Source organism: Sphingobacterium sp. 2149 (genome assembly GCF_031455655.1).
In the GTDB taxonomy this organism is placed as follows: Bacteria; Bacteroidota; Bacteroidia; order Sphingobacteriales; family Sphingobacteriaceae; genus Sphingobacterium.
This window is the reverse complement of record NZ_JAVDTD010000001.1, coordinates 232,892-258,302: the sequence shown is the minus strand read 5'-3', so window position 1 is coordinate 258,302 and position 25,411 is coordinate 232,892. Positions and strand designations below refer to the sequence as shown.

Sequence of the window (25,411 nt, the reverse complement as noted above, 5' to 3'; positions counted from 1 at the left end):
AACCGGTATAAAATGTTAAACTGCCCTCTCCCTTTGCACTTACAATGATGGATTGTTCATTTCCAAAAGTAAAAACTTTCAACAAATTCCGTTAATGGGCTGTTAGGTTTTACTACTTGATGTTGTAATTCATTTTTCATTGTTACATTCAGTTGATACCGTAACTTTCCTTCCTAATTTTGCCACCACACTTGAAGTTGATAAAGACAACAAGACAGATACGTATCGATTATTAAGATATAATCGCGCTTTGGAATAGATAATGTCTCAAATTAAATTGTATTTAAATACTCATTTAAAGATAATTCTGTTTCGATCTGCAATTTTTTGCGCAGTCTATAACGGTGAATTTCTACTCCCCTAACGGTAATATTCTGCAGCTGAGCAATCTGTTTGGATGTAAAATGTAATTTTAAATACGCGCATACTTTGAGATCATTTCGAGATAATGCTGGATGCTTTGCTTTCAAATTGTTTAAAAATCCATCATTGAGCTCATCAAAATGACTCGCAAATTGGTTCCAGTTTGCGCTATTCTTTTCAATATCCTTCAATAACATGTGAATACGTTTCAAATTAGAGTCTCCGTGATCGCCAGTATCAAGCTTTGCGATTTCATCCTTAACTTTGATTAATGCACCCGAATTTTCAAGCAACTGCATGCTAGTACTCGCTAGTTCTTTCGTTTTGGACATCACTTCATGTGCTAATTTCTCGTTATTCAACTTCACGATTTCTTTCTCATTTTTCTCGATTTCCAGCTGATGGATATAACGGAGTTGCGCTAACTGTTGCTCATGTTTCAGCTGCTGTTTGTGTCTCTCTATCTTACGCAGATGAATCAAGCCGAACACAGCGAGTATAGCCAATAGAAAATATACCATTTTGGCCAATAGGGTCTTATACCATGGGGGTAAAACGATAAATCGGTATTCGGCCACATCGGATTGCTGGTTTAAATTATTCCTTACTCTCACAAGGAATGTATACTGTCCATCCGACAGATTGGTATAGGCCTTTTCAGACTGCGGGCTCCATGAAGACCATTCGTCATCATAACCCAATAATTTATAACTGAATTCAAGATGCTGATTTATCCCATAACTTGGTGAGGAAAAGCTGAATCGGAAAGAGTTAAAAATGGAAGGTAACCTTAGGACGTTGCCTTTTTTAGCATTGACTGGCTGCTCCTTTGACTCAAAGGTATTTGAAAAAAAACCTGCATAAATAAGACTATCCCTTTTTCCTGTTGCAATAGTTTGAGATAACATCGCTACAGGTCTTACACTATGTTTCAAATACTTATCATAATTGATATGAATTGCCCCTTTCTCTGCTCCTATATATATATTGTGTTGATCAATAGCATAAATATGTTCAAATCCTGTGGTGTTCATCCCTTCTATCTCAGGAAAATTAATAAGATGATAGGTTCGAAGCTTGGAATCAAATCGCCCTACCCCAACCATTTTCCTTGTACAAAACCAGACATTTCCTTCCTGGTCATCTTTTAGATAACGTATGGTCAAGTCTTTAAACGCTACGAACTGTTCTGCAGGCAAAAAGCGATTTATCTTATAATCGTAGCGATAAAGCCCTTTCTCCGTCGCAAATACAACCTGATTTTTTATTTTAAATACGTAATTCTGATAATCGGCAGGTAGCCCGTCTTTATGATTGCAGAGTTTGGCCTGATACGATTTCTTATCGTCCGAAAGCGTAATCCGGTAAATACCCCGATAGGGATGAGATGCCCATATGGTCCCTTTTTCATCTTGTTCGAGAAATCGGAAAGAGTCAGAAGGTCCATCCAGCGGGCCTTTTATCGAGAATAAGCCTTGATTAAAATCAAGCAACTCGAGGCCATTATAGGTTCCTATTAAACTTTCTTTTACCGGATAAACCATACTAAGCGGAAGCAACTTCCAAGTTCCTATCCCCTGCCGAACTGGCTTTAGGGAATGATCCGTAATCTGGAATAAACCTTTGTTGTGTCCAAGTAATAATTGACCATTAAGTTGTTCAAGGCGCCATGCTTCGCCACCATCGCTGCCCGGAAGAAGGGAAAAAAAAGCTGGTGAACGGCTTTGATCGGTCAATCCTTCTTTTATTCCAGCATAATAAACTCCATTCGAGGAGGAAAGGTAAAGTCTATTATTGAAGAGAAGTGTAGAATATCCCGTCACATCATTCTCCATATTGGGCCGGAGATAGCGAATGGCACTTCCATAGCTAATCACAGAGATGACATTGTCTGTACCCACCCAGATATTCTTCTGTCTGTCCACAAATACGGAAGTGACATTTTTATTTTGCAATCCTTCCCTGACACCAATCTTTTGAATTGTTTTGCCATTGAGGCTACGGATCTGGCAACCTTCTTTGGCATTACCGACGACGAAGGTTGAGTCATCTATTTTCCCTATGGACGGTGTATAGCTGCCGTCGCCCCCCTGGGTACGCAGTATTGTCAGCTTCCGGTTCTGTAAGCTGTAAGTTTCGTTATTTAAAGTAGACAGCAACAAACGCCCCTTGCCAAGGGAGAGCATGGATGCGATCTTCACATCTTTAAACGGTAAGTCTTTTATGTAGGGATTCCATTTATTATCGCGAAACTCCAGCAAACCATTGCTTTTATCCTGCGCATAAAGTATGCCGTCCGACTGCCCCATATAATACCACTCAGCCGCCGCCGGATGTACTTGAATCTTTTGTCCCTTCAGTTCAAATATCGCATTGGTACCGCGAAAAAAAACAGATTGCCCTACGCCAACCGTATTCCAGATATCTGCAAAATTCCGATATCCTTCTGGAACGAGATCGTGTAAGGAATGATAAACGAGTCCAAATTGCGGCGAACGCTCAAAATAGCCAAAATCACCCTGTCCGCCAACATAAATTCGATCCTCATCATCAATCCAGACAGAACGGATATTGGTATGATTGGGGAGGGAAAATGTTTTCCAATATCGTCCATCAAAGGTTAGTAGCCCTTCACTGTTACCAAAGTACATGATGCCATGGCTATCTTGTTTTATATCCCAGGTGCGACTTCCCCCCTGATAGACCGATTTACCATAATTATAAACCAAAGGTAAGCCAAGTAACTCCTGTGCAGATAGCGTGTTTGAAAAAATAGAAAATAGTATAAAAAACAGAATGGCAAAACACCTCATAATAATTCCCTTCAATTGGCTGACGTAAACTTGACGTACCCCAAATATATTGAATTGCAGCCGAAAAAACCAACATGAAGTAGTGTTGTTGTACCTCTAAAATTCGGCAATAAGCTGCTTAAGCCTAATTTTGATTCTTGATAATTATAAACAATTCCTAAATTTCAATTCATTACACATGAAAAATAATATCAGTATTATTGCCAGTACTGTACTGTTCTCTTGCCTATCCAATATAGTAAGTGCACAGACTAAAACAGTGACTGGACGGATTACAAACGAAAAAGGTTCTCCTATCTCGGCCAGCATTACTGTGCAAGGAAATGCAACGATCGGGACAAGCAGCAATGAAAATGGGGAATTTTCACTCGCTATTCCTACAAACGTCAAATACCTCATTATCTCATCATTAGGATATGAGGCGAAGACAGTACCCATAAATGGAGATATCTTAACGATTCAGCTCATGCAAAACAACAGCGACTTTAACCTGGATGAAGTTGTAGTTGTAGGCTACGGTACCCAACGAAAGGGCGACCTAACAGCGCCCATAGGAACGGTAAATATGGAAGAAATGGCCAAGCGTACTGTTTCAAACCCAATGGATGCACTACAAGGCGCTGTTGCTGGTGTGCAAATCGTAAGTTCGGGCGCGCCCGGATCTTCTCCCTCTGTTCGTGTACGTGGCGTTGGCTCTTTTAATAATGAAAGTCCTTTATATGTGGTGGATGGCATGTTCATGGACAATATTGATTTCCTCAATCCAAATGATATTGCCGACATTTCGGTTTTAAAAGATGCTTCTGGTGCAGCAATCTATGGAGTCCGTGCCGCAAATGGTGTCATTTTGGTGACCACAAAAAAAGGAAGCTTAAATATGAAAGGAAAAGTTACATATAATGGCTTCGCTGGTTTCCAAGCACCGACACATGTTTTGAAAATGGCTAATGCAAAGCAATATGCGGAATATGCAACAGCCATTGGCAATGAGGCCTTCGTAAAAAGTTCGGTGGAAAAATATGGCGGGACAGCGACCAACCCGGCGATGGATACGGATTGGTTCAAAGAGCTCCTGCGCTCTAAGGCGCTGATCACCAATCATAACCTGGACATTATGGGTGGGTCTGATAAAATCACCTATTCCATGGGACTCAATTATGTCAAACAAGAGGGCATCATGGATGCCAGCAATATGAATCAAAAATACAATCTCCGCTTGCAGGCAGATGCCAAAGTAACAGATTGGCTGAAAGCGGGTTTTAGCGCACACATCAATAACTTCAGGACCTACTCGCCTAATAATGCAGCTTTTAGACAAGCCTATTTCGCATCGCCACTCTACCCTGTTTATGACCCCTCATTGGAATTGGCCAAACCAGAAAAATTTGGATCAAGTACCGCCATCGGAATGCAATCCGGATTTTGGTATAACAATCCGGTAGCGACAGCTTTTTATAATACGAATCAAACAAAGGGCTTCCAGATTCTTCCGACGATTTATCTCGAAGCAACATTATGGAAGGACAAGATCACTTTTCGTTCGCAGCTGAGCCAGAGGTATCAATCCACACATACTATAAACTATAATCCTGTTTACTACATTGACAATGATCAGCGCAATGACCGCTCCTTTTTACGTTCAGCACAAGCACGCAACACCAATTATATTTTGGACAATCTCCTAACGTATAAAGATCAGGCGGGTAAACATCACTGGTCATTGTTGCTCGGGCAATCATCACGTGAGGAACGCTGGCGGGAAACTTGGGTACAAGCCAATGACGTGCCAGAATCGGAGGAGTTTTGGTATGTAGGCGTAGATGCGCAAGGTACGGGTTCGGCCACAGGATATGGAGAAAATGGATTCCGAAATGCCGGAATATCCTATTTTACCAGAGGTACCTACGATTATGACAACAAATATTTGCTGACAGCAACATTCCGTGCAGACGGCAGCTCAAAATACCAAACAAAATGGGGCTATTTTCCATCGGTGGGCCTAGGCTGGGTATTGACCAAGGAAAAGTTTATGGAAAATCAAAAGCTTTTCAACCAGCTGAAATTGCGCGGAAGCTGGGGTAAATTGGGAAACGATGGTATTCAGCCTAATGCGGGCTATGCCACAGTTTACTCAGGCAATAACTACTCTGGTATATTTGGAAGCGAAGGGACTACCAACGGAACGCGCGTACCAGGATATCGTGTCGGCCGTTTTTTCACTCAAGTACGCTGGGAAGTTGTTGAAGAATGGGATGGCGGAATTGACTTTGCCTTGCTGAATAATCGTTTGACTGGCGCGGTAGATTATTATCACCGCACTACACATGACCTTGCTTTTAGCCGACCTATCCCCTTTTCGTGGGATCGTGTATATGGCAATTGGGGAAGTGTGACAAACAGTGGTTGGGAAATTGGTCTGCAATGGAAAGACAAAATTGGTGAATTGAGCTATGCGATCGGCGGAAACCTGACTACCCTAAAAAACAGAGTTACGAATCTCGGTGGACTAGAAAACATAATGAATGGTTATCCAGAATGGTCTGCTGAATTCCCTGCACGTATAGAATTGAATCAACCCATAAACTTTTTCTACGGCTATGAAGTAGCCGATGTCTATCAAAATCAAGCCCAAATTGATGCAGATCCCATAGCAAAAAGATACAACCAACAGAATCCAAACACACCAATTTTACCTGGATATCTTCAATATAAGGATCAGAACAATAATGGTGAGCTTGATGAAAAGGATCGGGTAAACCTCGGCAATTATCTTCCTACGATAGCCTACGGATTTAACCTGGCATTTGATTATAAAAAGTTTGATCTGAGCATCGCCTTTCAAGGTGTAGCCGGCAACAAGATCCATAATCTTAATCGTGCAATGCGCCGAAAATACAATCAGATGAATGTCGACGCCGCATTCGTGGAAAACCTCTGGACCGCAGAAGGAAGCAGTAATACGCACCCATCTGCCAAAGGATCCGTTGCCCCTTGGAATCTTCAGGCAAGTTCATTTTTTGTGGAAAGTGGAGCATACCTACGGATACAAAATATACAATTGGGTTATAATTTTGAACTCAATAAAATACCCGCGCGTGTGTTCGCTACTGCCGACCGCCCTTTTATATTTACAAAATATAATGGTTTTACACCCGAAATAGCTGGAATGGGATTTGACGCCAATGTGTATCCGATCGCTTCTTCTTATAGTTTGGGTGTCAAAGTATCGTTCTAATTATTAACCTTTTAATTCAAACTGCATGAAAACTTTTCAATATATCCTGATTGCAAGCTGTTTAGGTCTTTCTTCTAGCCTATCTAGCTGTAATAAATTTTTGGACAAACCCTTAGAAAACCAGCAGCGATCGGAAGAGATCGACTATAGCAACACCGCCTTAATGTACGGCCCCGTATCTGGTGTATATCGTTCGGCTTCCGACGATAACCTAGTCCATTGGATTGATCTTTCCATTCGCTGTATGCGCGATGACGACTACCAGCAGGCCGCACCGAATCCAAATGATAATCCCGAATTAATGGGCATCAAAAACTTTCAAAATGATGTTACTATTCAATCTTACTGGGGAATAAATCAATCCTGGATCAGTTATTACAGTCTCGTCATTGCCGCAAACAATGCTTTGATCGAATTGGATAATTTTGCTGAAAAAATTCCAGTTTCCAATGCGGCGGATATAAAACTGAATAGACAGTACAAAGCCGAAGTCAGGTTTTTAAGAGCATATGCTCACCTGATGGTTTCACGCCTGTTTGGCAATGTACCTATCCTTATTGACAGCGATAACATTGGCCGTTTGGCTACGATCCAAAAAAGTACGGTAGCAGAAGTACGTCAGTTTATCATTGATGAAATGAATGCCTGCTCGGAAGATCTTGAAGATGCTCGTCCAAATCAATCGAAGCACATTGGGGCGGTAACTAAATATTCTGCACTTCTTTTGAAAGCGAAGGCAGCTGCTGATTTGGCCGGGAATGATAACGGTAGTGCTCACTGGAATGATGTTCTGGATGCAACAAACAAAATTATTGCGAGCGGTCGCTTTTCGCTATACCCAAATTACTACGAGCTCTTTAAAATACCCGGAAAATTGTCAAACGAGTCTATCTTTGAGCTGCAATACTCTGATTTCGGCTTAGGGACCGGAGATATTGTTCGTCCGGGCGTCGATTGGGGTACCTTTTTTAAATGGCAGGGCCCTTCTGGGGATCAAAAAGGAAGCCCAATCTCCGGAGCAGGCTGGGTACCACCTTCGCAAAACATCGTTGATTTCTTAACCAATAGAGGTGAAACGGAACGCTTAAAAACAACAATTTTATATTGTGGCGTAGATGGCAATCCGGCGACTACATCGTTAACTCCAAGTGGCGATGTCGTTTATGGCAATCCTTTTGGCGTAAAATATTTCAATGGTAAAGCCTATCTCCCAAAATCGCAGATGACAGCAGGCCGAATGGAATATGGAGCAAACAATAATGTACGTATATTGCGTTATGCGGATGTTCTTTTATTAAATGCCGAAGCGAAGGTCAGGAAGGGACAAAATGGAGATGAGCCTTTTCGTTTGATTCGTGAACGCGCAAAACTAGCACCGATTACAAATGTAAATTTAAATCAGATCTTGGATGAACGTCGAGCTGAATTTGCCTGCGAATGGTGGGGCGAGCGTTTTAATGACCTAGTCCGTACCGAGCGTGCCAAAGAAGTCTTCGGCGCAAAATTCACCCCTGGTGTCAGTGAGTACATACCTATTCCGCAAACTCAGATAGATGCAAACCCTAACTTTCGATAGATGATGACAGCAGCAAGACTACTAATATTCATATTGTTAAACGTACTTTTCCTTTCCTATGGATTGGGAAAGCAAGACAAACCCGTTAAATCGACAATCGTTAAAGTTGACAATGGTTTTACAATAATGCGTAATGGACAGCCGTACTTCATTAAAGGAGCAGGCGGAACAAGCAATCTGGAAAAATTAAAAGCGTATGGAGGCAACTCCATACGCACATGGACACCCCAGCAAGCTGATGAAATCCTAAATAAAGCACAAACGCTGGGCCTTACGGTAACCTTAGGGCTTGATGTGAAAACAGAACGCCATGGCTTCGATTACAATAATCCCGCAGCTGTTGCCAAACAAAAAGAATATGTTCGCGCAATTATCCTGAAATATAAGGATCATCCGGCATTGCTAACATGGGGAATCGGCAACGAGCTCAACCTACATTACAGTAACCCAAAAGTATGGGATGCGGTCAATTCGATCGCCGAGATGATCCATGAATTAGATCCCAATCATCTGGTTACTACCATGCTGGCCGGTGTGAATCAAAAGGAAATTGATTATATCAAAACCAGGTGCCCAGCACTGGACCTGATTGCTGTACAAGTATATGGTGGCCTTGCCGCTGTTCCTGAGCAATTAAAAAAGACGGGATGGAATAAACCCTATATTGTGACAGAATGGGGACCTACAGGCCATTGGGAAGGCCTGCAAACACCTTGGGGAGCTCCGATTGAAGAGACCAGCCACGAAAAAGCGAAAGTTTACAAAAGCCGATACGAAGCCGCTATCGGACAAGATAAAAACTGTCTGGGCTCTTATGTCTTTTTGTGGGGACAAAAACAGGAACGTACACCAACATGGTATGGATTATTCACAGAGCAAGGTGAGGAAAATGAGGTTGTCGATGTTATGCAGTACCTTTGGTCGGCCCAATGGCCCCGTAATCGGGCCCCGCAGTTAGACTCTCTATTATTGAATCATAGGCATGCAAAAGATTTTATCTACCTTGAATCCGGTAAATCCTACCCTATAGAAGCCTTTGTACATGATCCCGACGGCGATAAATTACAGATACGTTGGGAGCTTCTCAAAGAAAGCACAGACCTTAAAGAAGGTGGCGACCGTGAAGAACGTCCGCAGGGATTAAGTGGCTTTATACAAAATAATGCAGTTGACAGGACACTCTTGACGGCTCCTTCTCTAGAAGGCGCCTATCGGCTCTTCGTCTATGCAAACGATGGAAATAACAAGGTAGCGACCGCCAACATCCCCTTTTTTGTCAAGTCAAATTCAGGTAAAGCAAATGAGATAACCTATCATTTTTCGCCAACACCAATATGGGCTGATGAATTTAATTACTCAGGATTGCCAGATAAAACCAAATGGTCTTATGATGTCGGTTCTTTGTACAACGGCTGGGGCAACAATGAACAGCAGTATTACATGGAGGCTTCAGCATCAAATTCCATCGTGGAAAACGGTGTCCTTAAGATTATGGCGAGAAAAGGAAATAAAAAGGACGCCCCCTATACCTCTACACGGCTGACCAGCAAGAATAAAGGAGACTTCAAGTATGGCAGATTTGAGGCGCGTGCAAAATTGCCAAGAGGGATTGGTACCTGGCCAGCGATCTGGATGCTTCCTACTGATATGAAATATGGTAATTGGCCTAAATCGGGCGAAATAGATATACTTGAACATGTCGGATACGATCAGGATATGGTGCATATATCGGTGCATACCCAAGCTTATAATCATAGCATAAACACACAGAAAACGAGTAAAAAAAAGGTGTCTGGTGTTTCTGAAGAATTTCACAGCTATCGTGTAGACTGGACACCGACATATATAAAAGGTTTCATTGACGGACAAGAGATCTTTCACTTTGTCAATCAAAATAGGAGCTTCAAAGAATGGCCTTTTGACCAAAAGTTCCATTGGTTACTTAACCTCGCTGTCGGCGGAAACTGGGGCGGCAAAGAGGGTGTAGATGATACAATATTCCCCGCAACGTTCGAAATAGACTATGTCCGTGTATATGGTCTATTGGATTAAAACTCTCCAATCTTAATCTCAAATCGCTCGTCGCCTCAGCTTAACGAGCGATTTTTTTTGCTCCCGTACCTTGCTGAATACCGAAGTTAATCGATAGCGATAGTACTGTTGTAAGTATGCAGAGACGGACTTAATATTATTTAGAAAGTGACTGCTTTTGATCCTGCTTTTTAATATAAAGTTCTTGTACCAACACCATAACAATGACCAAAATTGGTGTAGCAAGTATAACCCCCCAGGCTCCAAGCCAGATCCCTACAAATACTTGCGAAATGATAATTAACGCGGGGGGCGTTTTGATCAATTCCTGTTGCACCAAGGGTGTAATAAAATTGCTCTCTACCAGCTGAACAAAACAATAAAGCACAATCACCCACAAAGCAGTAGATGGGGATTTTGAAAGGGCAACAAGAGCTGCTGGAATAATCGATATAATCGGACCAAAGTTGGGAATGAAACTTAATAGCCCTGCAATAAGAGCTAATACTAGCCACAAATCTATACCCAGAATAGCAAGTCCAATGCTCGTAAGTACAAACACAACGAACATTGAGAATAGCATTCCCTTTAACCAAGACCTGAGATTTTTTACAATTTTTTCTATCAAATTATTACCTTGTAAACGCATATCGGCTGGAAGAAGCTTTACAATGCCAGTCTTATATTGGTCGGGAGCCGCCGTGAAAAAAATTCCAATAAATAGTACGATATAGATATCTCCAAAAACGCCGACTGTACTATTAAAAAATCCACCCAATAATAGTGAAGCTTTCTCAACTATTTTAGAAGAAGCTATTTTTTCATAAATCAGTTTTATGTTACTATTGCCTTCGATGAAGTTTTTAGCATCTTCAACTAGGCTAGGAACTTCTTTGGTAAACTGAACCACCTCACCTGTAACGCGGGCTCCAATTAGAAAAAAAGTTCCAAATAAAAAGCTGATCGACAAAATGATAGAAAGTGGAAGTGACCATTTTGGGGATATCTTTGTTTTTCGGGCGATTAAACCTGCAAATCCATGAAAGTATATTGCAATGATGGCACCAGCTAAAGTATACAAGAACACCTGATTGGCTTTCCAAGATAGCAGGAGGGCGACGACTATAAACGATATGATGCCTGCGGCTATCCATACTCTTGACACAAATCGATGGTTTATCTGTGGTAAAGGATCTTTATTTTCCAATTTTTTTGAATTTCTAAAATTAATTTTGCTTTGCTTTTAAATTTGTAACATTGACATTGTAATAATCGCTTGGATTATTCGAATATGTAATATTTCAATGATCAATATTTCAATGCTACTTAATGTAACGCTGGCCTTCATACAAAAGTTTCGATTATTTACAGTATATCTTAAAATAACATGCAACTACCTGATCACGGCTAAAACAAAAGAAAAACCACTCCACATGTCGAATTATTTGGGAAATAACGAGCAATCCTCAATATCGATTCTTATCGGAAAATTTGAAATCCTGCAATCTTGGCAAAGGCCTTATCAAAACTGTCTTCTTTCGTATACTAAGTACTTTGCCTGATCCAAAGTGCTCATCTGTTTCGGTTCTTATTCCACGTATGAGATCAAATTTAGTTTCAGTAAAGATCGTGTTTTCGTCAAAATAGCTTTTGGCGATATCACTAGTAAGTTTTTCAACATAAATCAATTCGAAATTACCTCTATTGTATTTGAAGTGATAGGTTATATTTCCACCTTTAATTTCTTGCCACATTTTTAAAATTCCTTTTTCAATAATAAAATCGGGCACTTGAAAACCATTGTACTTTCTTTGGTTTTCGACTGGATATTGCGGTTCAATAGCTTGATCTGAAGTTAATGCTAAGGTTAACTTCCCATGATTTTTAGATAGAAATATTTGTAATCTCAACGGTTGTGAATCATCAGTTGTATCCATATTAACGGTAATTTTATCCATTTTACCGTCATTATTTAAATCCCCAATCTCTTCTCTAATCTGATAAGTGTATTTTTTTCTGCTAACAATATTTTGAGAAAATAAATTTAAAGGTACTAACATCAAAATAAATGCAATGAAACGATAAAAGCTTTTATTGAAACCACCCCTATTATTTTGGTCTGCCCCATTCGTCAAGTTAAGAATATACGCTTTTGGATCCATTAAATTCATATAAACCTTTACATATTTAACAACATTCATTTTTTGCAAAATTTAATTTCAGCCTCCCCGTCTTCGACGGTTACATAATCTGGTAGGACACAACCAATCGGCGAATACTTCTTTCTAATCTAATTATAATGATCGTATTTTTTTATATATTGATACTGCCGTAAGGAAGGTATCATTCTGCCAACTCTAAGATACAGCATTCGTATATTTCATCGAAAATTAACTGAAGAGATTTTTCCCCTTTTTGGTATATCTTCTTCGCACCATTATAATACATCTGGTCCACCATTGGACTGCAAAACAGGCTAGTGTATCCAAAAATTAAAGCGTTCGGATTCAGCTCTTTCAGTAAAATAGAAGTTTGAGGTCCGTTCTTAATAGGCATCAAAATATCAAGAAAATATACACTAGGCTTGAGATCCATTTGATCGATTGCCAAAATTAAATCGCTCCCATTGTTAAAAACGCCATGAAGATGGAAACGTGGATCCCTTTTTAAAATAATAGAAATGAGCTTTCTATGAATTGGCGAATCATCTGCCACTGCGATACCAATACTGTTTTCAGTCATTTTACAAATCATGAAGCAAATTAACATCACAATAGCGTTAAAAAAATGCACAAAATTGTGCATTTTATCGTATAATGGTTATAAAATTGATATAACATTGTTGAACGTATTCCGATGTATTCCAAGATATGATGCGATATGACCATAAGGAAATAATTTAAATACTTCGGGCGCATGAAATTTTAATAGTTTTATTTTATCTGCTGCATTTTTTGATTGTAGAATCTCGATATTTTTCAGTGCCGTGACGAAATTTGGTTGAATAATCACTAGTTCCAATTGATAAAATCTTGGAAATTGCTCATACAGACGTTTAACTGCTGGAATATCCAGCATCAATAGCAAACAGTCATCCTGTACCCGATAATCTTTCTTAGATGGTCGGTCTTGAAGGTAATCTTCAAAATTAAAAATTATTTCTCCCAGAGATGAAGGATAATGCAAACTGGTAATACGGGTGGTACCATCCGGCTGTAGGATACTTGAATATACAGCGCCCTCAATAATTAAAGCGATTGTAGTGACGCGTTCGCCATATGAAAGAATAATTTCTTTTCGACGAAATCTTTTAAAGATTAAAATCTTGTTAAGTTCAAAAAGTTCCTCTTCATTCAAATTAAAATGAGAAAATTTATCGATAACATATTGGTTTACAGCTGATTTTTTCATTTCTTTGCACTAGAATAACATCCATCTATCTCCTAATCATTCTCCGAAAAACAGGTTTAATCTAACATTAATTTCGTACACTCCAATTTATTTCTCCAAATAGAAATCCCAAGTCGCCTTTGATATAGCTGAAATCATTTGTGCATTAACTTCATTGCTCTCTTTAGAATCCGCCACAAAAACACTGATAATAAAATACTTACCATTAGGGAGAAACACTATTCCGATATCATTAAAAGCGGCCGTAATTCCTTCGCTGTTTTTGCCAGAATATCCTGTCTTGTGTGCTACTACCGTTCCTTTTGGTAAAGCTCCCTTTAGCCTGTCTTCACCAGTATTTGTTTCTCTCAGAGTTTTCCAAACAAAATCATAACTATGTTGGGATAGTAGATTATTTCCATTGGCATAGAATTTCATCAAAAGCTCACTTGCAGCGTTAGCTGTTGTCCAATTTTGAAACATATTTTCCCATTTAGACTGCATATCCTCTTCGGTATAGTTAATTTCAAAATTATCAATAATATGGTTTTTCTTGAAATAGTCCTCCACTGTCTTCGGTTTGCCTAACAAGCGAATTAGCACATCACAAGCCACATTATCACTTTGAGAAACAGAATATTGGATTAGTTTCTTAATCGTAAAATCACCCCCTTTTGGATGTTCGTCTCTAAGCGGGCTCCAAAAGTCAGGGAGAAGTTCCCTTTCAGTAACTTTTATCTTTTTGTTTAATGACAACTTACCTTTGTCTACTTCTGAGAGCACTGCGAGAGCAATATGCAGTTTAAAAACACTTTGTAAAGGATAATGCTCTTCAGCGTTTATTGAAATGCTATCCTGACCATCATTTGCTAAAATTGAAACTCCTACCCTCATATCCTTCGTTGAAATTATTCGTTCAATTTTCTCTTTTAATAGAGCAGTTGTTTTCTGCGCAAAAAGCTGATTCAAATTAGTACATAAAAGAAAAATAGCTATAAAAAAATAACACTTAATATCCTTTTTAGATGTTAAAAGGTGTAGATACGAAGTATGCATTGCCCGAGATTATTAGTTGTCTTACCTTGATTCAGCTAAATTTAAATAAAAAAAAATTTTCTAGTGTTATTTTGGGATAAGAAAATAACAGTGACGTGATCATAATCAGAAATAGCAGAATGGCCATCGCTATTTGAGATTGTGACAATACGGTTTTGAAAATTAAAGAGGATTTAAATTTATCAACAAATGATTGTTGGAAAAAATATAACATCCCTATCTATAGGTTTGCTTATTCAAATATTCTCGTTGCAAAAAGATCTTTCAATTTGTCAAAGTTTTGTTTAGGTTTTTTGCACATATAAATCGTCTGTAGCACCCATCCTTCGTTACTGGCATATGGACTATATAACTTTTTCACAGGAATGATTTCTTCAAAAAAAGAATAAAAAAACTCTTCGCTGGTATCGTTGTAACAAATGGCTATTACAGTTTTTGGCATTTGTCCAAATGGTGCCCAACTGTAGAAACTACCATGGTAGCAAAAGGCATTCGGAAGCCTGTATGTACTCTTCATCAGCTCGATAGCGCCAGCCTGAGAATAATGTTTACCCCAAATGAGACAGTTCGACTGTTCATTTGCAGGCAAACTGTCATAAACAGATCGTAACTCCTGCATAGTACTTTCCCACTTTTGCTTTGTAATGTATTCTTGCATAGGAAGAACCTCCTTACCATTTTTCACGTTTTTAGGAAGGTATTTGTGAATAGTATCTATATAGTGGGCATAAGAATAAATGGGTAGACCAAAAGGAATCAACATAGTTCCTAATAATAAAATAAAACCTAATGGATATAACAACCACCTTCTTTGGGGCATAATGATACGCTCAAAAAAAACACCCACAAATGGCAATAATGTTAGAACAATCGGGAAAAAGTAATAGGCTTTGCCTTTAGAATACGCTAAAAATAGAACAGAAAATAAAATTGAAGTCGCTAAGGGCCGGTAATGATGTTTCATTTTTTGACCTCCTAAAATGAAAATAAATGTAGGAAGTAGCATGATAGATGTAATCGGGTTGATATCTAAAAAAAGACCAGATACTACTTCAGTGAAAGTAAGATCATCCAATTGCGTCAGGTAAAGTCTATCAAACATATGCAAAGCTGGAAAGTCATGTACGTATTGCCATACCATATTTGGTAGTTTCCGGTTGCTATATGCAGTAGCTCATCTCCCTGAAATCCTGAATGTATATCCGCAATGATATGAAGTGTCAGTTTGAAGAGACAGAAAATAAAGATAATAATTTTTGTGCTTTTATCCATTAGTTTTTGTGTGCGGGTTATCTTTGTTGACTTAACTATACTATATAAGGTTGAGGAGCTAAAAATAGAAATTTTCAGCCAACTTATTGGCGAAATCACGATAGCCAAATCTTTTAATATAAATTACCTTGTCTCCTTTTACTTTAGCAACAGTCAAACCTCTACGTGATGATTTTTATAGCTATTTATTTTTACTGTTTGAGAAAAGAGAGAGTGAAAACCATGAACAAGAAACGAGCTTAAACGGATTTCATAATAATAGGAATTTATACTAAAATGCTTCAACAACTTTACTCCTGCAGCTTCCTAAAGACTTCAATAGGAGCTGCGTAAAAGAAAAAGAATTGCTCCGCATTTCAATCCAATTGACAAATATGTCAACGTTTTAGGCATAAAATTTGCCACAGCTAAAATAAAGAAAATATGAAAAGCACAATACTTTTATTGACATCTGCATGGGCAGTTGCCTCATGCACCCAACAGGTAAAAGATAATACCCCGCCGCCAACTCCACAGGAAAGAACGATTGAAGAAGCGCCTACAAAAATTGACACAACAACAAGCTTTGATCTTGCAAGTATCCCGTACTCAGAGAGTGATATCGGCGTGTTCCCATTTTTTACTCCGCCAAAAGGTTACAAAGAGATGAACCAGCCCATTAAAAAAGACTTTGATGTTTGCTATTTTGCCATCAACGGAGTTATGAAACCATTCGAAGGTAGACTCTATAAAGCAAATATAACAAATGAGCAAGGTACTCAATTTTCACAACGCTATTTTGAAAAAAGCATGGAGGATTATTTAGCGTCTATCGGCGCTGTAAAAGTTTTTGATGGCACCATTACAAGGGAAGAGTATGATCGATACAATAAGCAGGACCCACACAAAGGTGATGAAGGTGACATCGGATATGTTGATGAACAAATCAGAGTTTATGTTATTAGAACCAAAAATCAAGGTAATATATTTATTCAATATACGTGCAACAATGCTGGAGCCAAACTTAATATTCTTCAAGAGAATGATTTCAAACAAACGATAAAAAAAATTACAGCAGATGAAATCACAAAAGATCTCTCTGAAACAGGTAAATCGATCGTTTATATCACATTCGATACGGATAAATCAAGTATTACCACGTCAGGAATCGATTTGGTCATTCAGATTGCCGAAGCGCTAAAAAATGATCCCTCATTAAAAATCGCAATCGAAGGGCACACGGACAATATTGGCGATAGCGCTCACAACAAAAAGCTTTCTAGTGATCGTGCAAAAGCTGTGATGGATGCACTCATTGCTCAAAAAATTGATAAATCCCGATTATCAGCTAAGGGCTACGGTGCAGACCGTCCTTTGGTCGCTAACGACTCAGAAGACAACAGGTCTAAAAACAGACGTGTGGAACTCGTCAAAATTAAATAAAAAGGTATGTAAGCACCCCCATGATACTTGTAGCATAAAGTTTCATGGGGGTGCTAATAAGCAATTAGAACTTATTTATTTCCCTGAATTAATGTCTACAGGAAGTGGATATCCTTTACCTTTCAATGCTGCAATTCTAACAACGATTTCTTTCTGGCCAACTACCTTTTTCGTTACTTGGCCTTTGTCTTTTCGGCTTTCTTTATCAGCGGCTCGTTCTTTTGCACTATCGCCTGTTGAGGATGATTCCGGATTGTCAACGCCGGCAATTTTATTACCACGCGCATCCTGATTCATATCTTCCAAACCTTTCATTAAGCTAGTGCGCTCTTGCTCACTGAGCTTCTCTAGCTTGATATTATATTTATCAAGAACACGGGTCGCATTTTCAATGGTATTTGTACCACGCTCATAAACATCCCGAAAGATATGCAAACCTCCATCTTGAGCAACAATGGTTTCATATCGAAGTTCTACTAATACAGGTTGCTTTAATTTTACAGTTTCAGTTTTTGTATCCTTTTTTTCGTAATTAGCGATTGCCTCTGCCGAAATCGGATTTCCTGCTACTAAGGACAAAAATTTTGTAAAATCCTGCACTTGACCGTCCGTAAGACCAACACAACCATGAGAAGCAAACGCTCCCAATTTGGATACATCTTTTCCGCCATGAATCAAAGACGGCATACCAATGGGAATTTTAATGGGCCCAAGAGGGTTTAGTTTACTTCCAGCAGGGACTTTCTCGCCCGGACTAACCTTACCTTTCACCCAAGGCTCATCCGGAGGTGTCCATGTAGGATTAAATATGATGTTGGTCGCTTTACGTACACCAGTAGGCAACGGGAACTCGGGATATCCAATAGCAATACTGTAGGTCTTAACTAGCTTACCCTGCTGAAATACATCCATTCGAAAAGCTGGTCCATTTACAATAATACGCGTGTCTTCAGGAATATGATTTGGCTCAATTGGTAGCGTATTTTCTCCATCATTATAACGTGCAGTTATAAAATGAAAGAATTGAGCAGCCTTTTGATTACCGAGTATTTTTACAATTTGAGTCGTGGCCTGGTTTATAGACTCTTTAAATGATTTACTGGAAGGTTCATCCTCCTCGCTAAGTTTTTCCACAGCTGTACTCGCTGCTACCTTTAAATCAGCAATCTGCCTTTGACTGAGTTGCAATTGGGATTTTAAAGAGGACTCAAAATCCTCCTCATAGAAGAGGGCATTAAGGAACGCAAGTGTAAAATCTGTATTCTCAGCCTGCTCCTTCATTTTAGAGACTTCTTTCCCTGCCGGCTGATTTTTAGTATTGCGGTCCCGGCAACCTGTAAAAACAAAGCTTATCAAAAATATGCCCCATAAAGAGATCTGAATGATGTTTTTATAATTAGATAACATAATAATATTTTTCATTTAACTTATCAACAAGCTTAACAAGCAAATAGTTCGAACACGTAGAAATATAATTTAAATTCATCACATCCTATCAATTGAAAGCAATTCGACTCCATTATCATCAAATTATAACGATGTTAAGCCACTAACTCAAAGTGGCCTGACATTAAGCGCGAGTCTTTTTATAGGTAACGTGTTTTTTGTCAACGGTGCAATGCTCCCAGGATTTGTTGATCAATCCTCTCCATAATAAAATTTTCATAGCTATGTAGTTTAATTTATAACACAATAAGCTATATTGCGATGTTCTTGAAACAATGTCAGAGCATTGATAGTTTCAATTATTTACATTTTGAAGTAAATGTTGGAATTACTTTTTCGGTTATTCGTATTTTTTTAAGTCGCTAATACTTTGGATATGATTTTGTTCAGCTTGAGAACGCCGCATCATTAGAGCGTATGCATTATTAAAACCAAGAGGTTTTAGCCAAGTAATGCCAAATCTCTTCTCAAATTCACCCTTTACATAGTTATAGGTGCCAGCAGGATCTTTGGACACATTGGATATAATTTGTTGCTCCGGTTGCAGTAATACCAAAAGCCCTGTCCCCGTATACTCCACATAAAAGTCTACGGCATCGTGTATCAAAGCATCAAAGCAAATTTTGGTTCCGCCAAGTCCTGTCTTTGTCTCCACTTTATAATCGGTATACCCTTCAAGGAGAATTTTATAAATGGCCGACAAAATGTATTGTTCCCCAAAAATTTTAGAACCTATCCTTATGGTACCAGCCTGACCTCGGCGTGATGGTCTATAGAGTTTGTTTTGCACTAAAAAGTCCTTGGCAATATTTTCAGGCGTCTGTTTTAGGAAATCAGCCCTATAATTAAGGCTAATCATCACCGAATCAGTGAACTTCTCTGCCAATAGATTTATTGTCTCTTCCAATTGTGGAAATTTCTTGAGCGTCGCTACCTTGACAATCGGTGCGGCAAAGTAGGGCGGAAAAATATTCCTGTCATCTTTCAATGCAAGCAGATCATAAGCTTTGACGCGACCGTCAGTGGAATATCCACTAATAAGATCGATATCCTTTTCAAAAGCGGCTTTGTACATAATCGCATCGCTAATGATAAGCGGTTTTATTTTTAGACCATAAACACTACGGAGGCCTAAGTAACCATCCTGGCGCCCCATAAATTCGGGTGTAAAACCAGCTTTTATCTGCCGATTAACACTGTTTGTTCTTATATAGAGGATAGCAAGAATAAGAAGAAAGCTGGGCAAAATAAAGATTAGAAAAAATCTGAAATTAGCGAATGAATTTTGTAGCAATCCGATACCTTTATCTAAAAGTATCGCAAGTAATGCAGCGGGAATAGCTCCCGCTAAGATCATATTGGAGTTATTGAGTGATATACCACCAAAGATAAATTCACCCAATCCGCCGGCCCCAACGAATGATGCTAAGGTTGCGACGCCTACATTGATCACTGCGGCTGTCCGAACTCCGGCGACAATCACCGGTATACCCAGGGGAAGTTGAACTTTGAATAGTATTTGCCAATCGGTCATACCTATAGCTTTGGCTGATTCCAAGATACTATGGTCTACGCTAGTGATTCCAGTATAAGTATTTCTAATAATGGGTAAAAGTGCATATATAATAAGTGCAACAATAGCTGGAATAGGACCAATACCTAGGATTGGAATAAGAAACCCCAGCAATGCAATACTAGGAAGAGTTTGTAAAATCCCTGCAAAAGCTAAAACAATAGCAGCAAATTTCTTTTTCCTCGAAATCAATATTCCCAAAGGTACTCCAATAAGAATGGCAAATGTCAGAGCTAAAAATGTAAGTTCTAAATGCTGCCAGATCTGTATCAATAACTTGTCCTGCTGCTCAAGTGCGAATTGCCAAAGAGTTTGATCCGTCATACCACCTGCTGTTTTCTATACGTGTTGAATGCAACTATCATACATTCATAGTCTAGTATGGCATCCACACGTGCACTTAACACCTGTAAAACACGCCATAGGTCTGTGTTTTCAGAAAAACCATAGTTATCGATGAAATGATCCAACGCTATAATTCCTTTTAATTCATGTAGCATCGTTACTTTATACTCCAACAGTAAGCGATTTTCTAAAAAAAAATCAAACACAAATTCATTTGCTGGACTATATAGTAGCTCTTTAGGTGTTCCAATCTGTACAATCTTTCCCTCATCCATCAGACAGATACGATGTCCAAGTTCAAAAGCTTCAGGCACATCATGTGTAACCAAGACAATAGTTTTGCTTCGGATCTCTTCCAACAATTTGAATTCGGCATGGATGCCACTTCTAGTCATGTTATCCAGTGCCGAGAAGGGTTCATCCATCAACAATATAGGGGAATTGGCTATTAACGCCCTTGCTATACCTACGCGCTGTTGTTGCCCTCCGCTCAATTGATGTGGGTAGAGTTTTAACAGATCCTCTCCTAAATTTAATTTGCTAAGAAGCTCAACCGTACGATCCTTAATTTTATTTTTTTGCCAGTTCAGCAATTCTGGAACCACAGCAATATTTTTGGCTATCGTATAATGGGGAAAAAGACCCGAATGCTGCATTACAAAACCAATTTCTCTACGCAAATCTTCCGGCCTCCGTTTGGATATATCATCACCTCGGATAAAGATCTTGCCCTTATCAGGTTCAATCAGCCTATTGATCATTTTTAAAGTTGTGGTTTTACCACAACCACTTGTACCCAAAATAACGAGAACTTCACCCGCTCTAACTTCTATTGAGATGTGATCAACGGCCGCTTTACCGTTGAATGATTTAGAAACTGAGTCGATCTCGACCATATTACCTGGCTAATCTAATTCCTGTAAACTGCCACTGATGTGCTGTTTGAAAAAAGTTTCTGTAAGTCTTACGGCTATGTCCTTTTGGTGTAGCGATTGAAGCGCCCCTTAATACCATTTGATTAATCATAAATTTGCCATTATATTCACCTACTGCACCCGCCTCTTTTTTAAATCTAGGATAAGGAAGATAAGCGGAATTTGTCCATTCCCAACGTTCTCCCCAACTAATATGGTCTGCGGAAACTTCCCATTCAGCCTCTGTCGGAAGCCGCATACCTCTCCAAGATGCATAAGCAGCGGCTTCATAGAAATTAATATGGCAAACTGCAGCCTCTAAGTCTATATCCATCAATCCGTTCAGGGTATAAATCATCCACTTCCCGTCAATCAGATGCCAATACAAGGGCGCTTGCGCTTGATGTTTTTTCACCCAATCCCATCCTTCCGCATGCCAAAATTGAAAGTCTGAATATCCCCCAGCTTGTATGAAATCAAGATACTGTTTATTTGTGACAAGGGTATTCTCAATTTCGAAATCATCTAGGTAGACTTTGTGCCTTCCCTGTTCGTTATCGAAACAGAAACCTTGCCCCTCGAATCCAATTTCATAAATTCCGGCCTTAAACCTGACATACTCTCTATCATGATTTACATATTCAGCTGATTTAATTTCTTTGCTATAGGGAGGAAAAAGAGGATTATGTCCTAATATGTATTTTATATCTGTAAGTAGCAATTCTTGGTGTTGTTGCTCGTGATTTAAACCCAAAACAAACATATCAACAAGATTTTGTGTCAAAAATTCCCCATCTAAAAATTCGATCATATGCTTGTCAACGTATCGTCGGTAATTATAGATGTCTGCTACTGATGGCCTGCTGAGATTACCTCGGTCCGTTCGAATCACCCGAGAACCTATTGTTTCGTAATAGCTGTTGAAAACGAAGTTGTATTCGTCATCAAAGACTTGATAATTCGGTAAGTGGGGAATCAATATAAAGGTTTCAAAAAACCATGTAGTATGCCCAAGATGCCATTTTGGAGGACTAACATCAGCCATTGGCTGAACGACATAGTCCTCAATTTCCAACGGCCGGCAAAGTTCCTCAGAATAGCCTCTTACAGTAAGATATTTTGCATATAACACTTCTTTTTCTGGCAATACGCTAACTGCTAAATTTATATTTTTCATAAACGATTATAATTACGCCACCCTCCAAATGGAATCCACAAACCAACCTTTGTTATCATTTAAATTTACCAACAGTTCAAATCCGGCCAAAGAAGAAAGACGTTGAATTTCCTCAAGCGAATATTTCTGTGAAATCTCCATGTCAATCAATTCATTTTCCTTAAAAAAAATAGAATCTCGTTTAATGTGTACATACTGGTTGGTTAAACTAACTAGAAAGCTTCTACAAGCGCCAGAAATAGGATCATAAGTTTGGTAATGCTGAAAATATCGTGTATCGAAGTTTGCGCCTAGTTCCCGATTTATACGGTGAAGTAAATTAATATTGAATGCAGAAGTAATTCCAGATTTATCATTATATGCAGAGAGGATGGTGTGAGGATTTTTTTTTAAGTCAAAACCTATAATAAATAAATCTCCGGGACTCAATCTACGACGAATTTCAGCACAAAACAGTTGTGCTTCTTCCATATCCATGTTGCCAATATTTCCCCCTAAAAATAAAACTACTTTTCGACGTTCGGATATTTTCATTGCCTCATTCAGCATCTCAAAATATTCACCCTCCAGAGGAACAGTATCTAAGTTTGGAATTTCTTCGGATAATTTTTCACACAATACCGTAAGGATATTGCCTGATATATCTATTGGCATGTAGGAATAATCGATATCACTTTTGCTAAGATGTCTTAATAAATGACTCGATTTAAGCGCATCACCAGCTCCCAGTTCAATGAGGTCGAAAGCAGAATAGTCAGCGGAGATGAGCTCAGCCATCTCCAATGTTCTTTTGCTAAAAATCTCGAGTTCACAGTCTGTTAGGTAATATTCCGGCATTTGCATAATGTCCTGAAAAAGCCGGTCGCCGATAGGATCATAAAAATATTTTGAATATAATTTCTTGGGATAAGTATTTAAACCTTCTATCACGTCTTTATGAAAATTACCTTCATAATTTTCTATCTCTTTGACGACACTATCAACTTGTAGACTCATAATTCGCTAAATTTTCCTATGGTTTCTTATGGAAAGATAACATTCAAACCGAAAGAATAGTTTCGTAATTGTATCTGCTTTTATGTTATCAAAAAACAAAGCAGTAGTAAATGCTAGAACTGACAAAAGCATTAACTACTAATTCACTTTCTATTACTATTTAAAATGTAGAGCCATTTTAATATAAAGGGCTTTTCTTTAATAATTAATATCTTTGATGTATGAATATTGAACAGATCACACAACCTTTCCTTAAAATATTTCCTGGAGATTTTTCCAATAGCCCGTTACCGAGAGCTACGCCAAAAGTATTATTTGCAACAACTGAAACAGCAGGATTTGAACAACCCGAACTAATTGCTTTTAATGAGGCTCTTTCGACGGAAATAGGCCTTGGAAAATTTGAAGAAAACGATGTTAACTTTCTTGTAGGCTCCCAACTACCCAAAAATATTCAGACGTATGCGACAGCTTACGCAGGGCACCAATTTGGTAATTGGGCGGGTCAGCTCGGTGACGGACGGGCAATTTTCGCTGGAGAAATCATTAATTGTGAGGGTAAAAAAACGGAAATACAATGGAAAGGTGCTGGTGAGACGCCCTACTCAAGACGTGCAGACGGAAGGGCAGTATTAAGATCCTCTGTACGCGAGTACCTCATGAGTGAAGCTATGCATCACTTGGGCATTCCCACTACGAGGGCATTGAGCCTTTCCCTCACTGGTGAAGATGTAATACGGGATATTATGTATAACGGCAATCCACAATACGAAAAAGGTGCGGTAGTGGCAAGAACTGCAGACACGTTCCTTCGGTTTGGCCATTTTGAATTTCTATTTGCTCAAGGAGAACACAAATTATTACAAGATCTGCTTGATTTTACTATTGATAATTACTTCCCCACCATAGTCCCCTCTAACCCATGTAAATATAAAGATTTTTTTGAAACTGTCTGTCGAGCAACAGCAGATCTAATAGTAGAATGGTTGAGAGTTGGTTTTGTACATGGCGTAATGAATACAGATAACATGTCAATTTTGGGATTGACCATCGATTATGGTCCTTATGCAATGATGGAAGAATATAATTTAAATTTTACACCAAACACCACAGATCTGCCGGGAAGACGATATGCATTCGGTAGACAAGCACAGATCGGACAGTGGAATCTATGGAAATTAGCAAATGCGCTCCACCCGGTCATCAATGATGAAAAATTTCTTGAAAATTCATTGAGCAATTTTGGTGTATATTTTTCAGAGGCCAATAACAAAATGCTTTGCAAAAAATTTGGATTTAATGAGTTCATAAAAGAAGACGAATTATTTTTCTCAAACTGGCAAAGCTTGATGCAAGACCTTGAAATGGATCACACCTTATTCTTTAATCAATTGGAACAAATAAAAGCAGATACTGATGTTAAAGATCATTTCAGTCCCATTACATACACTGCTCTGAATGAAGAAAAGCTCAAAAAACTAAAAGATTTCATTGACCAGTACCAATACCGTTTGCGTTTAAATTCAATTTCAAAAGCAGAGTCACTAGAATTAATGAGAACAACAAATCCGAAGTTCATACTAAGAAACTATTTACTTTACCAATGTATTGAAGAAATCAGTAATGGAAACACAGCAATGTTATTAAAACTAACACAAGCTTTAGAAAAACCATATCAAGAAATATTTCCAGAGTTTTCTGTCAAGCGTCCGCCCATCTACGACAATATCGCAGGATGTTCTACGCTTTCATGCAGCTCTTAATTATAAAAAAATATGCCATTTGATTTTGATAATCTGTTG

Annotated in this window: 17 protein-coding genes; 5 read left to right on the top strand and 12 right to left on the bottom strand. The window is 38.7% G+C overall.

The features are described from left to right. Positions 1–272: 272 nt before the first annotated feature. Positions 273–3,176: a triple tyrosine motif-containing protein gene (locus J2X77_RS01050; RefSeq protein ID WP_310078550.1), complete on the bottom strand. Its 2,904-nt coding sequence runs from the start codon at positions 3,174–3,176 to the stop codon at positions 273–275. A 178-nt stretch (positions 3,177–3,354) separates the two neighbouring features. Between J2X77_RS01050 and J2X77_RS01045 the strand changes: the two genes are divergently transcribed. Genes J2X77_RS01045 through J2X77_RS01035 form a run of 3 tightly spaced genes read left to right on the top strand, consistent with a single transcriptional unit; the run spans position 3,355 to position 10,039 of the window. After that, entirely contained in the window at positions 3,355–6,411 is a 3,057-nt protein-coding gene (locus tag J2X77_RS01045) for a TonB-dependent receptor (protein WP_310078549.1), read from the top strand. 25 nt (positions 6,412–6,436) lie between these two features. Further along, a complete protein-coding gene (locus tag J2X77_RS01040) occupies positions 6,437–7,987 on the top strand; it encodes a RagB/SusD family nutrient uptake outer membrane protein (protein ID WP_310078548.1) in 1,551 nt (516 codons plus the stop codon). Beyond that, entirely contained in the window at positions 7,988–10,039 is a 2,052-nt protein-coding gene (locus J2X77_RS01035; RefSeq protein ID WP_310078547.1) for a family 16 glycosylhydrolase, read from the top strand. 136 nt (positions 10,040–10,175) lie between these two features. On the opposite strand, the gene J2X77_RS01030 is transcribed toward J2X77_RS01035, so the two are convergent. The 6 genes from J2X77_RS01030 to J2X77_RS01005 form a co-directional block, all read right to left on the bottom strand. After that, positions 10,176–11,225 (bottom strand): AI-2E family transporter, encoded by a 1,050-nt coding sequence (locus J2X77_RS01030; protein WP_293880737.1) that lies wholly within the window; start codon positions 11,223–11,225, stop codon positions 10,176–10,178. Positions 11,226–11,484: 259 nt separating this feature from the next. Next, positions 11,485–12,219 (bottom strand): hypothetical protein, encoded by a 735-nt coding sequence (locus tag J2X77_RS01025; RefSeq protein WP_310078546.1) that lies wholly within the window; start codon positions 12,217–12,219, stop codon positions 11,485–11,487. Between the two features lie 142 nt (positions 12,220–12,361). After that, on the bottom strand, positions 12,362–12,760 hold the full coding sequence (locus J2X77_RS01020; RefSeq protein WP_310078545.1) for a response regulator: 399 nt from the start codon (positions 12,758–12,760) through the stop codon (positions 12,362–12,364). Positions 12,761–12,838: 78 nt separating this feature from the next. After that, the gene (locus J2X77_RS01015; protein WP_310078544.1) at positions 12,839–13,429 is read right to left on the bottom strand and encodes a cyclic nucleotide-binding domain-containing protein; all 591 of its coding nucleotides are present in this window, start codon (positions 13,427–13,429) and stop codon (positions 12,839–12,841) included. A gap of 87 nt (positions 13,430–13,516) precedes the next feature. After that, positions 13,517–14,464: a class A beta-lactamase, subclass A2 gene (bla, locus tag J2X77_RS01010; RefSeq protein WP_310078543.1), complete on the bottom strand. Its 948-nt coding sequence runs from the start codon at positions 14,462–14,464 to the stop codon at positions 13,517–13,519. A 232-nt stretch (positions 14,465–14,696) separates the two neighbouring features. Then, positions 14,697–15,539, bottom strand: a complete 843-nt coding sequence (locus tag J2X77_RS01005) for a hypothetical protein (RefSeq protein WP_310078542.1) — start codon at positions 15,537–15,539, stop codon at positions 14,697–14,699. A 620-nt stretch (positions 15,540–16,159) separates the two neighbouring features. Here J2X77_RS01005 and J2X77_RS01000 point away from each other — a divergent pair. Beyond that, a complete protein-coding gene (locus J2X77_RS01000) occupies positions 16,160–17,158 on the top strand; it encodes an OmpA family protein (protein WP_293880749.1) in 999 nt (332 codons plus the stop codon). A gap of 75 nt (positions 17,159–17,233) precedes the next feature. Here the strand turns inward: J2X77_RS01000 and J2X77_RS00995 are convergent, their stop codons facing one another. The 5 genes from J2X77_RS00995 to J2X77_RS00975 all read right to left on the bottom strand — a co-directional run bounded on the left by J2X77_RS00995 (position 17,234) and on the right by J2X77_RS00975 (position 23,609). Then, positions 17,234–18,580: a L,D-transpeptidase gene (locus J2X77_RS00995; RefSeq protein ID WP_310078541.1), complete on the bottom strand. Its 1,347-nt coding sequence runs from the start codon at positions 18,578–18,580 to the stop codon at positions 17,234–17,236. 364 nt (positions 18,581–18,944) lie between these two features. Then, on the bottom strand, positions 18,945–20,501 hold the full coding sequence (locus J2X77_RS00990) for an ABC transporter permease/substrate-binding protein (protein ID WP_310078540.1): 1,557 nt from the start codon (positions 20,499–20,501) through the stop codon (positions 18,945–18,947). Then, the gene (locus tag J2X77_RS00985) at positions 20,498–21,418 is read right to left on the bottom strand and encodes an ATP-binding cassette domain-containing protein (protein WP_310078539.1); all 921 of its coding nucleotides are present in this window, start codon (positions 21,416–21,418) and stop codon (positions 20,498–20,500) included. Before J2X77_RS00985 ends, J2X77_RS00990 begins: the two co-directional genes overlap by 4 nt. Before the next feature lies 1 nt (position 21,419). Continuing rightward, positions 21,420–22,613 carry an ergothioneine biosynthesis protein EgtB gene (gene egtB / locus J2X77_RS00980; protein WP_310078538.1) on the bottom strand — a complete coding sequence of 398 codons (1,194 nt, stop codon included), beginning with the start codon at positions 22,611–22,613 and terminating at the stop codon, positions 21,420–21,422. Between the two features lie 12 nt (positions 22,614–22,625). Continuing rightward, positions 22,626–23,609: an L-histidine N(alpha)-methyltransferase gene (locus tag J2X77_RS00975; protein WP_310078537.1), complete on the bottom strand. Its 984-nt coding sequence runs from the start codon at positions 23,607–23,609 to the stop codon at positions 22,626–22,628. A 221-nt stretch (positions 23,610–23,830) separates the two neighbouring features. On the opposite strand from J2X77_RS00975, the gene J2X77_RS00970 reads away from it, so the two are divergent. Then, positions 23,831–25,372: a protein adenylyltransferase SelO family protein gene (locus J2X77_RS00970; RefSeq protein ID WP_310078536.1), complete on the top strand. Its 1,542-nt coding sequence runs from the start codon at positions 23,831–23,833 to the stop codon at positions 25,370–25,372. Positions 25,373–25,411 lie beyond the last annotated feature (39 nt).

Coding starts and splice junctions, on each gene's coding strand:
- J2X77_RS01050 (WP_310078550.1), bottom strand. CDS start 3,176: ATGAGGTGTTTTGCCATTCTGTTTTTTATACTATTTTCTATTTTTTCA.
- J2X77_RS01045 (WP_310078549.1), top strand. CDS start 3,355: ATGAAAAATAATATCAGTATTATTGCCAGTACTGTACTGTTCTCTTGC.
- J2X77_RS01040 (WP_310078548.1), top strand. CDS start 6,437: ATGAAAACTTTTCAATATATCCTGATTGCAAGCTGTTTAGGTCTTTCT.
- J2X77_RS01035 (WP_310078547.1), top strand. CDS start 7,988: ATGATGACAGCAGCAAGACTACTAATATTCATATTGTTAAACGTACTT.
- J2X77_RS01025 (WP_310078546.1), bottom strand. CDS start 12,219: ATGAATGTTGTTAAATATGTAAAGGTTTATATGAATTTAATGGATCCA.
- J2X77_RS01020 (WP_310078545.1), bottom strand. CDS start 12,760: ATGACTGAAAACAGTATTGGTATCGCAGTGGCAGATGATTCGCCAATT.
- J2X77_RS01015 (WP_310078544.1), bottom strand. CDS start 13,429: ATGAAAAAATCAGCTGTAAACCAATATGTTATCGATAAATTTTCTCAT.
- bla (WP_310078543.1), bottom strand. CDS start 14,464: ATGCATACTTCGTATCTACACCTTTTAACATCTAAAAAGGATATTAAG.
- J2X77_RS01000 (WP_293880749.1), top strand. CDS start 16,160: ATGAAAAGCACAATACTTTTATTGACATCTGCATGGGCAGTTGCCTCA.
- J2X77_RS00995 (WP_310078541.1), bottom strand. CDS start 18,580: ATGAAAAATATTATTATGTTATCTAATTATAAAAACATCATTCAGATC.
- J2X77_RS00990 (WP_310078540.1), bottom strand. CDS start 20,501: ATGACGGATCAAACTCTTTGGCAATTCGCACTTGAGCAGCAGGACAAG.
- J2X77_RS00985 (WP_310078539.1), bottom strand. CDS start 21,418: ATGGTCGAGATCGACTCAGTTTCTAAATCATTCAACGGTAAAGCGGCC.
- egtB (WP_310078538.1), bottom strand. CDS start 22,613: ATGAAAAATATAAATTTAGCAGTTAGCGTATTGCCAGAAAAAGAAGTG.
- J2X77_RS00975 (WP_310078537.1), bottom strand. CDS start 23,609: ATGAGTCTACAAGTTGATAGTGTCGTCAAAGAGATAGAAAATTATGAA.
- J2X77_RS00970 (WP_310078536.1), top strand. CDS start 23,831: ATGAATATTGAACAGATCACACAACCTTTCCTTAAAATATTTCCTGGA.